The sequence below is a fragment of the Sphingobacterium anhuiense genome (assembly GCF_042686355.1).
GTDB lineage: Bacteria > Bacteroidota > Bacteroidia > Sphingobacteriales > Sphingobacteriaceae > Sphingobacterium > Sphingobacterium anhuiense.
In genome coordinates this window covers 12,462-27,047 of the sequence record NZ_JBHUPE010000015.1, presented here as the reverse complement: position 1 = coordinate 27,047, position 14,586 = coordinate 12,462, and the positions used below count along the sequence as shown (strand labels likewise).

Annotated in this window: 12 protein-coding genes; 5 read left to right on the top strand and 7 right to left on the bottom strand. The window is 35.1% G+C overall.

Going from position 1 to position 14,586, the window contains the following annotated elements:
* Nucleotides 1-306 (bottom strand): YbaB/EbfC family nucleoid-associated protein, encoded by a 306-nt coding sequence (locus ACFS6I_RS22785; RefSeq protein ID WP_021188688.1) that lies wholly within the window; start codon nt 304-306, stop codon nt 1-3.
* 125 nt (nt 307-431) lie between these two features.
* Here ACFS6I_RS22785 and ACFS6I_RS22780 point away from each other — a divergent pair, with 125 nt between their 5' ends.
* Nucleotides 432-1,058, top strand: a complete 627-nt coding sequence (locus ACFS6I_RS22780; protein WP_132844094.1) for a substrate-binding domain-containing protein — start codon at nt 432-434, stop codon at nt 1,056-1,058.
* A gap of 28 nt (nt 1,059-1,086) precedes the next feature.
* Here ACFS6I_RS22780 and ACFS6I_RS22775 read toward each other — a convergent pair whose 3' ends face one another.
* Entirely contained in the window at nt 1,087-2,118 is a 1,032-nt protein-coding gene (locus ACFS6I_RS22775) for a hypothetical protein (RefSeq protein ID WP_380924016.1), read from the bottom strand.
* Between the two features lie 239 nt (nt 2,119-2,357).
* Between ACFS6I_RS22775 and ACFS6I_RS22770 the strand changes: the two genes are divergently transcribed.
* The gene (locus tag ACFS6I_RS22770; protein ID WP_021188691.1) at nt 2,358-2,942 is read left to right on the top strand and encodes a thymidine kinase; all 585 of its coding nucleotides are present in this window, start codon (nt 2,358-2,360) and stop codon (nt 2,940-2,942) included.
* A gap of 212 nt (nt 2,943-3,154) precedes the next feature.
* Here the strand turns inward: ACFS6I_RS22770 and ACFS6I_RS22765 are convergent, their stop codons facing one another.
* Nucleotides 3,155-3,673 carry a glutathione peroxidase gene (locus tag ACFS6I_RS22765; RefSeq protein ID WP_132772090.1) on the bottom strand — a complete coding sequence of 173 codons (519 nt, stop codon included), beginning with the start codon at nt 3,671-3,673 and terminating at the stop codon, nt 3,155-3,157.
* Between the two features lie 9 nt (nt 3,674-3,682).
* Nucleotides 3,683-4,549, bottom strand: coding sequence for an N-acetylglucosamine kinase (locus tag ACFS6I_RS22760; RefSeq protein ID WP_132772058.1), 867 nt, complete (start codon nt 4,547-4,549; stop codon nt 3,683-3,685).
* A 207-nt stretch (nt 4,550-4,756) separates the two neighbouring features.
* Here ACFS6I_RS22760 and ACFS6I_RS22755 point away from each other — a divergent pair, with 207 nt between their 5' ends.
* Nucleotides 4,757-6,490, top strand: coding sequence for a M61 family metallopeptidase (locus ACFS6I_RS22755; RefSeq protein WP_380924013.1), 1,734 nt, complete (start codon nt 4,757-4,759; stop codon nt 6,488-6,490).
* A 57-nt stretch (nt 6,491-6,547) separates the two neighbouring features.
* Here the strand turns inward: ACFS6I_RS22755 and ACFS6I_RS22750 are convergent, their stop codons facing one another.
* Nucleotides 6,548-7,048 (bottom strand): hypothetical protein, encoded by a 501-nt coding sequence (locus ACFS6I_RS22750; RefSeq protein WP_380924011.1) that lies wholly within the window; start codon nt 7,046-7,048, stop codon nt 6,548-6,550.
* 190 nt (nt 7,049-7,238) lie between these two features.
* Between ACFS6I_RS22750 and ACFS6I_RS22745 the strand changes: the two genes are divergently transcribed.
* Both ACFS6I_RS22745 and ACFS6I_RS22740 read left to right on the top strand, forming a co-directional pair.
* A complete protein-coding gene (locus ACFS6I_RS22745) occupies nt 7,239-9,005 on the top strand; it encodes an AMP-dependent synthetase/ligase (protein WP_380924010.1) in 1,767 nt (588 codons plus the stop codon).
* Between the two features lie 69 nt (nt 9,006-9,074).
* Nucleotides 9,075-10,076 (top strand): YihY/virulence factor BrkB family protein, encoded by a 1,002-nt coding sequence (locus ACFS6I_RS22740; protein ID WP_380924009.1) that lies wholly within the window; start codon nt 9,075-9,077, stop codon nt 10,074-10,076.
* Between the two features lie 57 nt (nt 10,077-10,133).
* Here ACFS6I_RS22740 and ACFS6I_RS22735 read toward each other — a convergent pair whose 3' ends face one another.
* Both ACFS6I_RS22735 and cls read right to left on the bottom strand, forming a co-directional pair.
* Entirely contained in the window at nt 10,134-12,860 is a 2,727-nt protein-coding gene (locus tag ACFS6I_RS22735; protein WP_380924007.1) for a carboxypeptidase regulatory-like domain-containing protein, read from the bottom strand.
* Nucleotides 12,861-12,951: 91 nt separating this feature from the next.
* Complete coding sequence (gene cls / locus ACFS6I_RS22730; RefSeq protein ID WP_021188698.1) at nt 12,952-14,439, bottom strand: cardiolipin synthase; 1,488 nt, start codon at nt 14,437-14,439, stop codon at nt 12,952-12,954.
* Nucleotides 14,440-14,586: the final 147 nt, after the last annotated feature.

Below are 14,586 nucleotides of genomic sequence, written 5' to 3'. Positions count from 1 at the left end.
CTATTGATTAAATAGGCCTCCTAAACCACCAAGCATATCCTGACTAGCAGCAGACATCTCAGATTGACTCACATTTTCAGCTTGGGTCATCGCTTTATTTAAAGCTACGACAAGCAATTCTTCCAGTTCCTCTTTATCCGCATTACTCAAGAAGATCGGATCAATTGTAATTTCTTTAATTTCTTTATTGGCAGTTGCAACTACTTTTATCAATCCACCTTCAGCTTCTCCAAAAACAGAAATATTATCTAATCTTTGTTTAATTTCTTGTGCTTTTTGTTGCGCTTGGAATAATTTATCAAACATAATATATGATCTAAATGAACAATTCTAAATATAATGCAATTTACACATTTGAATTCAAATCATAGATGACAAAATAACCTTTCAATTTAATTCGCAAATCAAATCATCATTTGTAAATTTGCATCATGCAAAGCAATCAAGAAATTTTAGTTGAAGCTATTCTGAATCAATATGAAGTAGACAAAACGCAGTTGCCAACGGATATTTTAGAGCAAATCTATACCTTATCCAGTAATTTGGTCACGAGTCATGATATTATAAATTATACAGAGTCTATTGGAAGACTATTAAATAAGGATGAAAAAACCGCAGAGCTTTTAGAAATTTTGGATGATGAAGTTCATATCATCATTCATAAATTGAAATTTATTGCAGCAAGCGATCGCCCCAAAGTAATTCTTTTAGATGGCCTCAACCCTGCCGTAATCAATACCAGTGACTATTTACAAGAGTGTATTAAAATAGCAGGTGGTATACCTACTTACACCATTTCGGAAGCAGATAAAGTTATTATTATCAATTCAGAAGAATTAACAATAGCACAAATTCCCGCACTATTATCTGACACAAACTGGTCTGATAGTAATGCCGTTAAGCTAAATCAAGTTTTTTTAATCAATAAGGAGGAATTTGGAAAAACTCCGGGAGCTGACTACTGCTTAGAATTAGAAACATTAGCGGAAATACTGCAGCCCAAATATTTTTTTTACGGCTTAGAGGGAAATACCTGGATACAGTTTCAATTACAATAAAAAAAGCTGACTTGAAGTCAGCTTTTTTTTATGCAAATCTTTTACGAATCAATAAATACAGCTTTTCAACCGATTGTGGTTTTTCAACCCATCTATTTTTAACCGCATAATTCGTTTGCAGAAAAGCATCCGCTTCCGCATAATCGTTACATCTGTTCAATAATTCAACAGCTTCACTGTAAGCTAAACTATACCCATTAAAGAGATCCTTAATAAACAGCAGCTTATCATTCAAATTAATGATCGATTTGATATCTTTAACCTGCCCCGAATTTCCGGAGGCATTGTTCATCTCATAAACCCGATTTTGTACACCCGCTTTTTTCTGTTGTGAAATAATTTCATTTAACGTTAACGGTCTTGAAGGAGTCTCTTGCTCCACATCTGGACGAATCTCTTCTTCAATCAAGATTTGTTTTGATTCTTCAATAACTTCATTAACAACTAACTTCTCTTGTTCCACCGGATTAACAGCTACCTGTTGAGGCTTTGCCTCCTCTTTTTCATATGTTGGAGTTACACGATCTCGTGGTTTATCCTCTTGAGTAGTAGCAGATACAGGCTCAAGGATACTGTTGTCAAAAGTCACTTTCTCTGCTTCAGGAATGACCTCCTCTTGAGTAAGTTCTTCTTTGGCAGGCTCTTCTTTCAAATTTAAATCTTCGACAGGGGCAACTTCTTTCTGTGGTGTATTCAAACTGATATCAGCTGTTTCATCTACCATATCAGGTTGTTCTTCTTTCTTTTCAGGAACACTTTGAAACAAATTGGAAGGAGGTGTAAAGTAGTTATTAAAAGAAACTTTCTCCTCTTCTATCCGGTCATGTACTACTTTTGGAGCCGCAGGTTCATCAACTCTTTCAATTTTCTGAGCTATACCCAACAAATTCTGTGCTTTTAAAACACCAATCTGAGCGGCAATGTATTGTGCGGTAGCTTCAAAAAGAGCTAAATCAGTTTTCTTATCTTCAAAGCCATCCTTTGAAAGCGCAAGATATTGCGCTTCCAACTCCTGCAATAAATCTCCTATTTTATCAAATAAATTTTGTTTCGTAACCATAAATTAATACATTTCATTGTTCGTAATTCCAGTAAAACACTAAATTTTACAAAAGGAATAAAACTTCATTTTCAACTTACTGATTTATACTTTATTGTTAAGTATTGTAGCTTTTATAGACTCAAATTTAATATTAAATTCTGATATTAGCAGGACTTAAGTAGTATTATTTTATTTAAAAAATCAGATTTAATACTGATTGAAAGTAATATTCAATTTATTGATTTTAATTCATTTAAATGCTTTTTTCTGAACATAATTTCACACAAAGGGGCCCAGCATACGGAAGTATCGAAGTGATATGCGGTTCGATGTTTTCCGGTAAGACCGAAGAACTCATCCGTAGACTAAAACGGGCACAATATGCTAAACTCCATGTCGAAATTTTTAAACCGGCAGTAGACAAAAGATATGATGATCGTTTAGTTGTTTCGCACGACAGCAACAGTATACCATCTACCCCTGTTGAACACTCCTCTTCTATTTTATTGCTGAGCAATGATACGCAGGTTGTCGGTATAGATGAAGCGCAATTTTTTGATGAAGGTTTGACAGAGGTATGTGTCAATTTGGCAAATAAAGGAATTCGTGTCATAGTTGCAGGTCTAGATATGGATTTTAAAGCACAACCTTTCGGTCCTATACCCCATATAATGGCAATTGCCGAACATGTAACAAAAGTACATGCCGTATGCATGCAATGTGGAGCGCCAGCAAATTACTCTTTCAGGACTTCTACAGATACAAAAACAGTCCTTTTGGGTGAAAAAGAAGCTTACGAAGCAAGATGCAGAAGATGTTACTATAATTTAACAAATTATTAACATTTACTTAATATATGATGGCGTATTTTGGCATTACCTTTGTATAACTATAATAACAAGATAATAACAGCTAGTAATAGCTACAAAATACTTTTCATAATTTAGGTTTATAATTGGTTAGTTAAAGTCCACCCTCCCAAGGTGGACTTTCTTTTTTACCATCTTATTTCACAAAAAAAACCAAGAAGATTAACTTCCTGGTTTCTCAATTTCTATTTCTTCACCCAATTGACAATTTCATCTGCAAGTGGATTAACTGCCGAACGATAGCGATGTACCAGCTTTCCGTTCTCATCGATTAAAAACTTTTCAAAGTTCCACTTGATATCACCTTTGAAATCCGGATTATCTTGCGAAGTCAGGTATTTAAATAAAGGATCAATCTGATCACCTTTTACTTCAACCTTCTCTGCCATTAAAAACTCTACACCATAGTTTTGTTCGCAAAATTCCTGAATATCTCCATTCGTACCAGGTTCTTGATTCCCAAAATTGTTCGCCGGAAACCCAATGATCACCAAATCATTTCCATACTCCGAATACAATGCTTGCAGATCTTTATACTGTTTAGTAAAGCCACATTTTGAGGCTGTATTGACTATTAAAATTTTCTTCCCTTTAAAAGACGACATTTTAACATCTTTACCATCGAGACTTTTAAAACTATAATCGTAAATGCTAGGATTTCCAAATATCATGGAAAAACAAGCAATAATCGTTGATAAAATCATCATGTTATTTTAAAAATTAATAAGTGAACTTTTTTCTCTTTCTATCACAAAATCAAACAATTCATTGATCGGTGATTTCAATATTTTTCCAATTTTAATATTATATCCATTACAGACATCACGTAATATCAGATCCAGATAATAAGCAATTGATCCCACAAAGTGACACTCGTAATCCTGATAATTCTGATAAGTTAATACACAAGTCTGTACATATTCCTCGAAACCCGAACGAATAATTTCATCTATAAACGGATGCGTAATATTCGCAGATAAAAATGGTGCAAATGAAGCCAAATAAGCATTCGGTCTCTCCTTTTGGTACACATTCTTAATAACGATCTCCTTTGTTATGCGATAATTCTCTGCAAAATTCTCTGACAGATCCTTTGGCAATCGACCATAAAGAAACAATGTAATTAACTTTTTGCCAAACCAGGCACCCGATCCCTCATCTCCCAGCACATATCCATTTCCATGGTTAGAGGGCTGCACCTCCTGTCCATCAAAAAAACTAATATCAGAGCCAGTACCCAATGTGGCAATATATCCTTTATTAGTACCACAAGTCGCTAAAGCACTACCTACAAGATCGTTCTCAACCGAAATAAAAGCATTTTCAAACAAAGGAGTCAGCGCATTGGAAACCATTTCCCTACGATCTGGAGATATACAACCTGCGCCATAGAAATAAAGTTCCGTTATTTCATTCGCATAAGGTATTATCTCAGGTATTTCTTTAATTACTCGGGTTATTTCTTTATCGTTTACAAAAAAAGGATTAAGCCCATTTGTCGAAAAAGACAAAGGTGGACTATCTGGAAGTTCTAATTTCCAGTCTGACTTAGAAGAACCGCTATCAACGACTAAAATCATAAATTATAAGATTATGCTACATCGAGCGTATCAAATATACAAAATTTTCAAGTTTAAATTAACCAAAGATGTAGCCATAAAATAAAATGACCTACCATTACAAAACATTACGTCAAATAATTTTGTATAACCCTCATAACCTTGTACTTTTGCATACCACAAATAAATTTTGAACTGGTATAGCTATCAGTTATTTAACGCTTTAAAATGATTGAAAAAAGTAATTATACGTCAAAAATACATTTTGATGTTTCCTTTAGTGAGCCTCAAGCACATTACGCAGCCGTAAAAATGTCCATCAAAGAAATTCATGCTGATTTTATTGATGTTAAAATGCCCGTTTGGTCCCCTGGATCCTATTTAGTACGTGAGTATTCTAAACAAGTAGAACGGTTCTCTGTTGAAGATCAAGTAGGATATGAAAAAATAAGCAAAAATACTTGGCGTATATTTACCAAAAATAAAAGCTCAATTGTTATCAACTACCATATCTATGGTTTTGAAACATCCGTACGTACTAATTTTATCAATGACGAACATGCCTTTATAGTACCGACTGCAACCTTTTTACATATTGATGGCAATATTGACAGCCCAGTAACTGTTACCATCAGACCTGCTGAAAATTGGAGCAGTATTTCAACAGGTCTTGAACAAATCGATACGCATACTTTTTATGCACCCGATTTTGATATTCTTTACGATTCACCCTTTGAAGTCGGTAATCAAGATATTTGGACCATTCAAGCTTCCAACGTAGAGCATGAATTTGCCATGGTAGGTGGTGGTACTTATGACAAAGAACGATTAAGTGCCGATGTCAAAAAAATAGTCGAAGAAGAAACCCGCATCTGGGGTTCTAACCCCAATAAAAAATACGTCTTCATTACCCATAACTACCAATCCGGAGGCGGAGGATTAGAACACCTCAATTCGACCGTACTGGGAGCATCAAGGACAGCATATAGTAACGAAGGATCGTACAAGACATACCTCAGCCTAATTGCCCATGAGTATTTCCATTTATGGAATGTTAAACGACTTCGTCCCAAAGCATTGGGACCATTTAACTATGATCAGGAAAATTACACCACGGGGCTGTGGATTATGGAGGGCTTTACCTCATACTACGATAACCTGATCATCAAAAGATGTGGTTTCTTCTCAGAACTAGAATATCTGAATCTACTAGCAAATGATTTCACAACAGTACTGAATCGTCCTGGACATCACATACAATCAGCCGCAGAAGCAAGCTTTGATGCCTGGATCAAATATTATAGACAAGATGAAAACTCACCTAATTCAAGTATATCCTATTATAATAAAGGAGCTATGCTCACGGTGTTGCTGGATTTAAAAATTATAGCAGCTTCAAAAGGAACAAAAAAATTAGATCATGTATTAAAAGAAGCATATAACCATTTCTATTTAGATCAGAACAGGGGTTTTGAAGAAGATGAATTTCAGCGACTCGTAGAAGAATTTACAGGTATATCCGTTTCCGATATCTTCAAAGCTGCACACGAAAATGGTGAACTGGATTATAATGCATATTTCAACCTAGTAGGTTATGAGATCATAGACATTAATGCCGAAAGCAAAACTTTAGGAATTGGAATAAGTCATCAAAAAAATGATGGGATTCAAACCGTTACTGCAGTAGAACGAGGTTCGGGAGCTTGGGATGGAGGATTAAATGTCCGTGATGAATTAATAGCCATCAATGGCATCAGACTCGACCTCAAAGATAAAGAATATGACTATTTTATGCAGCATAGCAACGAAGGAGATATATTAGATATTTTAATAGCAAGAGATGGTATTATAAAAGAACTGAAAATTGAGATACGGGCGGCCAATAAAAAATTATTCCGTATACAGCCCGTCAAAGAACAATCGGAAGAGCAAAAACAATTAGCAGAATTCTGGTTATCATAAAAATGCAAAAAGGTCACTCGATTTATAAAGTGACCTTTTTGTTTTATTAGAGGATATCTAAAATTTATATCGAAATGAAAAGCCGATTGGATCTATAAGCTTAATAGTACTCGATTGCAAGAAATCAAAATAAGGTTTAACATCCAAAGAAACCTGGAAAGGAGTTTCAGGAATATTATATTCAATCCCTATAATTCCATCAATACTAAGCGCCAGCTCCGAATCATATTCAACACGTTTTCCATCAATCGTTTTGTCTTTTTCCTTATAAGACCCCAGGCCACCACCAAATCCATAATACCAATTAAAACCACCTGATATAGGCCTATAATATTCGTACAATCCAACGACTCTAAAACGTCTATAATTTGAGTTGCTCTGAATGCTCAAAAGCCCTTCTAAAGCTCGGTCATTTGAAAGTGTATGTCTATAGGTAATTCCCTGAGCAGAACCAAAACGAGCCCCAATTGCCCCTTTTGAATCTAATTGCGCGGAAGCTTCGTTCGATACGCCCAATAAGCCAACTGTCACTCCAAAGATCCAAGATAATTTTTTCATATTTAACGTGCCTATTTGTTTTTCAATTTATTCGTTCAAAGTTAATATCAATAATTAAACGACGCAAATACTAAATTGTTATTAACAATTTTAAATATAAAAAATGTACATCAAAACATTTTTCATATATTAGATTGTATTTGAATACTTAGTAATAAACCAATTAAGCAAATATTTTAAATATTTCATTATGGCACAACAAAGTAGAATTTTTGACCTCATCACAAATTATAAATCCGAGTTCTCCGATAAAACGATTATTGCTGGACGCGATAAAAATGGTCGTTGGAAAACCTACTTGACCAGTGAATTCATTGATAAAATAAATAGTCTCAGCAGAGCGCTACTAAGTATCGGCTTAATAAAAGGAGATCGAGTTGCGCTGATGTCCGGAAACCGTCCTGAATGGAGTATCATTGATTTTGCCTGTAATCAATTGGGTATTGCACTTGTACCGCTGTATCCTACATTAGCTCCACAGGACCTATCCTATATTGTCAATGATGCAGAAGCTAAATTGATATTCGTCAGTAATGCCGAGCTTGCTGCACGTGTTGACACAGCATTAAAAGATCATCAATTAACAATTCCGCTCTATACTTTTGAGAAGACTGAACATCATAAAGATCTAGAATCCTTATATCAAATTGGTGACACATTGGATACAGATCTAAAGCCTTACAATGACGCTATACAGGAAGATGATCTACTCACGTTAATCTACACATCAGGTACCACCGGTAAACCGAAAGGAGTATACTTATCCCATAAAAATATTTTAAGTAATGTACTCGCCTGCTACCATCTCATAAGACCCGATTTTAAAAAAGCGATCAGCTTTTTACCCTTATGTCATATTTTTGAACGGATGGTTGTATACATGTATTATTCAAAAGGTATAGAGATCTATTTCTGTGAAACATTGGACAATGTTGTTGTGGATATCAACGAAGTTAAACCGGATCTTTTTACCACTGTACCGCGGGTACTCGAAAAAGTATATGATAAAATCGTTGCGAAAGGAAAAGACTTAACTGGAATCAAGAAATCGCTGTTCATGTGGGCATTAAACCTTGGCCTTCGTTACCAAGAGCCAACAAAAAACAGCGCTTGGTACAATTTTCAATTAGCCATTGCTCGAAAATTAATCTTTTCAAAATGGAAAGAAGCCCTTGGTGGTAACATAAAAATTATTGTTTCTGGTGGTGCAGCTCTTCAGGAAAGATTAGCGCGTGTATTTTGGGCTTCTGATATGAAAGTATTAGAAGGATATGGTCTAACCGAAACATCTCCAGTTATAGCAGTCAACACATTTTTTGACACGGGTATCAAATTCGGAACAGTTGGTCGGCCTCTCAAAAATTTAGAAGTAAAAATAGCTCAAGATGGAGAGATCTTAGTAAAAGGACCAAGTGTCACCTCTGGCTATTACAAAAATGAAGAAGCGACAAAAGAATCATTTGATGAAAACGGATTCTTCAAGACAGGGGATATTGGCGAAATATCGGCTGACGGATTTCTGAAAATTACAGACCGCAAAAAAGAAATGTTCAAAACAGCAGGTGGCAAGTACATCGCACCACAGCCTATTGAAACAAAACTAATGGAATCAACACTGATTGCACAAATTATGGTGGTAGGAGAAAACAGAAAGTTTCCATCAGCTTTAATTGTACCCGCCTTCGAAGAGATCGAAAAATGGATGAAACATAAAGGCATTCCTGTAGGTTCCAAAGAAGAGATCGTTACGAATCAAAAAGTAATCGAAAAATATAATCAAGAAATCGACAGGTTATCTACAGAATTCGGTCACTGGGAAAAAGTCAAAAAAATTATCTTACTTCCTAAAGAATGGACCATCAACGATGGTCAGTTAACACCAAAATTAAGCTTAAAAAGAAAAGTCATTCTCAAAGAGTTTGATGAGAAAATTGAGAAGCTCTATCAGGAAAATTAGAAAAAATACCCTCTATCTAAAAAATAGAGGGTATTTTTGAAATAAAATTTGTTTATCCGCCATCATATTATGAAAGAAGTATACTTTAAAGATTTATTGACCCCTAACTACTGGAAACAAGTTTTAAGATTAGTTTATGATGCCTTTAATGGCTTTATGGACGACAACTGCATGAAAAAAAGTGCATCCTTAGCCTACTACACGGTGTTTTCTATTGGTCCATTATTGATGATCGTGATCTGGTGTATCGGTTTCTTTTATGGACAGCATTTGAGTAAAGAAACTACTGGACAGAAGGAAGTTTTTGATGAGCTAATGGTGTTATTCGGAGCAGATGTTACAAAACAAATTCAATCCTTTATCGAAAAAATAAACTTTGAAAATAAATCTAATTTAGGAATTACTATTGGTATTGTAACCCTTATTATTAGTGCTACAACGATATTTGTCGACATTCAGGATTCTATTAATCAAATCTGGAAAGTGAAACCCAAACCAAAAAAAGGCTGGTTAAAATTAATCATTAACAGGCTCATCTCCTTCTCGATTATTATTGCATTAGGTTTCCTCCTTATCGCTTCATTAATGATCAATGGCGTCATTGCAGCAGTTACAAATCTTGTGCTACAATATTTTCCTTTTATCCCGATTACATTAATTGACTGGATCAATACCAGTGTCACGTTTATCATTATCACGACGCTCTTTGGCTTCATATTTTCATTTTTGCCAGATGCAAAGGTGAAATTTAAAGATATACTTGGTGGAGCAATCTTTACAGCTTTATTATTCATGTTAGGTCGCTATTTTATATCGCTATACTTGACTTTATCCTCTACAGCAAGTTTGTACGGCGCCGCAGGTTCGATCATCGTTATGTTATTGTGGATATACTACTCTGCAGCAATTTTATATTTTGGCGCTGAATTCACTAAGTTCTATGCTCAAAAATTAGGTGGCGGTATTGAACCTTCCTCATTCGCTGTTGTTATCGAACAAACAGAACGCATTAAAAAAGTTGGCGAAGAAGCCGATTCCAAAGAAGGAGAAATTCTTCATGTTCTAAAATAAAAAAAGGGTGCACTTTATAACAAAATGCACCCTTTTATAATAATATTAATTACTTCCCTATGGAGTAACGTTATAACGAATCACTTTTCGACCCACATTACCTGTTTCATCCATACCTTCCACAATGACTTTATATTGTCCATTTCCATCAGCATTATAGAATTCTAAAGCAGCCTCACCCGTTTCAGTAACCTTAACTTTTGGATTCCAATAAATTGTTGTCCTCAAATCATTCACAGCTTTACTTTCTGGTGTTTCATATTTTGGCTCATAAAACTTTCTTTCTTTTATATAACCCAAAGGAAACAGATCAATCACATTTGATTTTGGTAATAATTTTTCAATTTCCGTCAATGACATTCTAGGTTTTTTCTCTACTTTCTTCGTATAGATAGACACAACCCCATTATTCTGGTACATTCTGGAAACAGTTCCGAGGTCATCCTTTAGGAAAATCTCAATTCCCTCAATATCCGGAACATTAATACTATTTAATCCTGGTTCATCGATTGCCATTCCATTTAAGAAAAATTGAACGGGCACCCGACTTCCACTATTATAAGATCGTGTAACATAGTATTTCTGCGTCTGCGAATCGTAAGTAATACCAGTCAACAATGTGTTCAGACACATCGTCAATACATTACATCCTGATAAACGCTCTGCATCAATACGATGTTCAGGCATCGACAATCCTGAAATGGAAGGAAAATCTCTGTTGGTGATCACCTTTTTCTGCACACCAGTAACCGCGACCTCATCCAAAAGAATAGATTTACGATATTCTTTTTTGCTATTTTCTAGATACGGAACCATTGCCCGATCAATATTCATGACAAAATTATTCTTATAAGCATTGTTTTTATCAATCTCCGGAAAATAAGTCTGATCCATATTAATTACCATACTGCGGTAATTATCATTTCCCCGGGCATTAACAGTAACTTTTGAAGAATCTGTAAATACAAGATCTTTAAATAGGAACCGCCCTTTATCATCTGTATAAGTATCTTTACGAATACTCTTAGAAGGAATAGATAAGAGTAAGCCCCCATTCGGCACAGTTCTACCCGTGTTCAGTCTTAACGTTCCACCAATCTCAATTCCCTGTTCAGGCATAAATGATAGTACAGGAAGTTTCTCAGCCACCAGGTCTTGATAATCAAATCGACGGAATCCTTGTGTCATTAATAAAGCATCCAATGCTTTATCGCGATTCACATTCTTTTCATCAAAATACGTATTTGGACTTTCAATATATCCCTTCAGATCAGAAGTCAACAAGAAATTACTGACAATTGATAAATCCTGATTATCATCATAAGGAACTTTAGATTCATCAATAACAGAAATGGAATAACTACCCGGGTATTTTTTACCGTTATTAAGTACAGAAAGTTTCAGATTAACCTTTTCCTTTGCTTTAAACTGTTCCTTATTGACCGCTAAATTGATATCCAGTAGTTTCTCACTTTTAACAAAAGTAAGACGTTCACTGATCACCTTACCTGCGGGAGTCATCAAGGTTACTTGAGCAATACCATTAGGAAGACGTTCCTTCGGAATAGTAATCAATGCTGTTGCACTTTTCAAGTTCGCCTGTGCCGCATATACGAGATGACCGTTTGATTGTACCAGCACATAGAACGATTGATTTGGATTTTTAGCAAAATCTTCTTCACTCGTCACAATCGCCATATTCAGATTTGTTTCATCTTGTTTTACAAAAACAACATTCGCTTTATTCTGAACCACTTCCGGCAATTTAAACTTTCGTTCCTGACCATTAGCAAATGTAATCGAGGCTACATATTTTTCATTTGGGAGAGGTAAAAGACTAAAAAATCCCATACCTAAGCCTAAATCTGAAAATTCTGCGACTTGTTTTCCTTTACCGTCCAAGATACGGCCTTTAACAGCTATACCTTTTCCATCGGCAGAAACAGCCTTAAAAGCAACGTTTTTAGCGATTCCAGCTAATAGATCACCCCCTTCAGGAAAGAATTGAACATCGGCATCCCACAAGGCATTTTTTAAGGAAAAAGTACTCTTTAGTGGCTTGTCGTTCTTATTCTCTTGAAGTGAGACTTCTAGATATGCCTTTTTCAGGATTTCTTTATCTTTAGCACTTAAATTCACAGTGACCTTACCCATATTATCCGTTTCACCTTTGCCATCAGCAATGGTTTCCCATCCAGAAATCATAGACCAATTCACTTTTGAATTAATCAATAGCTTACCAACAGCATCTCTAAATTGAATAACAGCCTGACTTTTAGCAGCATTCTGATCATTGTTAACAAATGTAATATCAGTGATTAGTTTTTTACTAATAGCATCTCCAATAGGAACCACTTTATTATAAAAATAATCCGATGAAAAGTTACCCATCCATTTCGTGTATGCTCGAAATCGATAATTGTCCTGCGCCAGGTACTGTGGATCCAAAACAAGATATCCATCTCCCACTCCCTTATCCAACGGAATCCTTAACGTTTGAATCAGTGAATCTCTGCTATTAAGAATTTCAACATATGTAACCTTACTCGGTTCATACTCCGCAAGATTGCGTGATAAGTAACTGTTAAACCACAACGTATCACCTACCGCATAATATGGTTTATCAAAGTGAAGATGCACTTTTTCAACAGGAAATACTTGAAATAACTTTTGTACTCTTTCGACTATTGTATTGATAGGTAGTGTAGCTTCGGTTGTCTGGGCAACGGCATGCTTTACTCCACAAACCCCCATCGTAAGCGTCAATAATTTTATATACTTCATCTAATACTATTGGTAATTAAAATAGAATAGATAAATATATTCAATTTTAATTAGATATCGGAAGTATCACAAGTTTTTAACATTTTTTAGGCTATAATAAAGGTGCCAAAAGCCGGCATAAAGAATCAATACCCCTTTTCCATTTTTTTCGATGTGCCCAGATGTACAAAGTAATCAGATCAGATGCCTCCTTATCAATTTCAAATTGATTTTCAAGACGTTTACAATAAGCCTCATCAGAAACAATACTTGCTATTTCATAATTGATGTAGAAACTCCGCATATCGAGGTTTACAGTCCCTACGAAAGCCAATTGACCATCAATACATACTGTTTTAGCATGAATAAAACCTTTCTTATACAGATAAACCTGCACACCACGTTGCAAAAGAGGCTTCAAAAAGGAAAAAGAAGCATGTTGTACAATATAAGAATCGGCTTTCTCTGGGAGCATCAGCTCCACTCTTACCCCAGAGGAAACAGCTATCTCCAAAGCCGTAGATAACTGCTCACTCGGTATAAAATAAGGCGTACACAATTGAATGCTTTCCTTTGCATCATTGATCGCCAATATGATAGCTTCCATATTAAAAGGACCAAGGGACCCCGGATCACTAGAAGAAAATGCAACAGCGGCACGCTCAGGAATGTGCGGTACACTAAAATTTAAATATTCATCAGTCAATAAAAAGGGTTCACCTTCAGTTTGATTCCAACTGTTCCAAAATTGGATCTGTAGATTATTAACTGCTATTCCTTCTACAGCCATTGCAGTATCTCTCCAATAATCAATCTGATCCGGAGTATTGATATATCGATCAGAAATATTAATTCCCCCCACAAAACCATATTGACAATCAATCACGACAATCTTTCTGTGATTTCGATAATTACTATTTGCTAAAGAAGTAAAATTGACTGGTAAAAATGCAACAAAAGGATAACCAGGTGGATTTTTAACTAAATATTTGATCACATCAGGAGAACCAAAACTATCCAGTATTAGTCGCACTTTTACCCCCGCTTTTGCCTTTTCTTCCAAAATTTCAAGCACCTGACGACCAATATTGTCCAATTCAAAAATATAGTATTCCAAGTGTATGGAATGTTTTGCTTCTCGAAGTCTTTTTAATAAAACTGGAAATTTCTCCTCGCCATTGATAAACAATTCGACCCTATTATTTAAAGAGAAAAAAGATAATTTTTGGTTTTTCAGATAGTCAAAAACGCGGGATAAAGTTCCTATTTTTTCATGAATTGTTTCCAGTTGCTCGTCCATTCGTATTAAACTTTCCTGCCATGCTGCTAACAGTTTTGTGTTCTGCTCGCGATTAATATGTTGCAGTCGCCTAACTTTTCTAAATTTTTGTCCGAATAGATAATATAGAACCAATCCAATACCTGGAAGAAATACAATAACCATTACCCATGAAATCGTCTTCGTTGGATTCCTATTTTCAATCAGTATTGTACTTATTACCCCAAAATATAGCACAAATAAGGGAAGCCAATACCAATTTAATAGCCATTGCCACAATTGGTTCCAATCTATTTCAATCTCATTAAAGAAGTTTTGCATATAAAAATCAACTTATTTTAATCTTATAAGTAACAAATAGCCCTATCAAACGTTAACATTTGTAACATATCAGATACATTTGGAAATAAAGTATCTCTAAATGAAGTCAAATCTGATCAATTTATTTTGTTAACAAATGTTAAATCA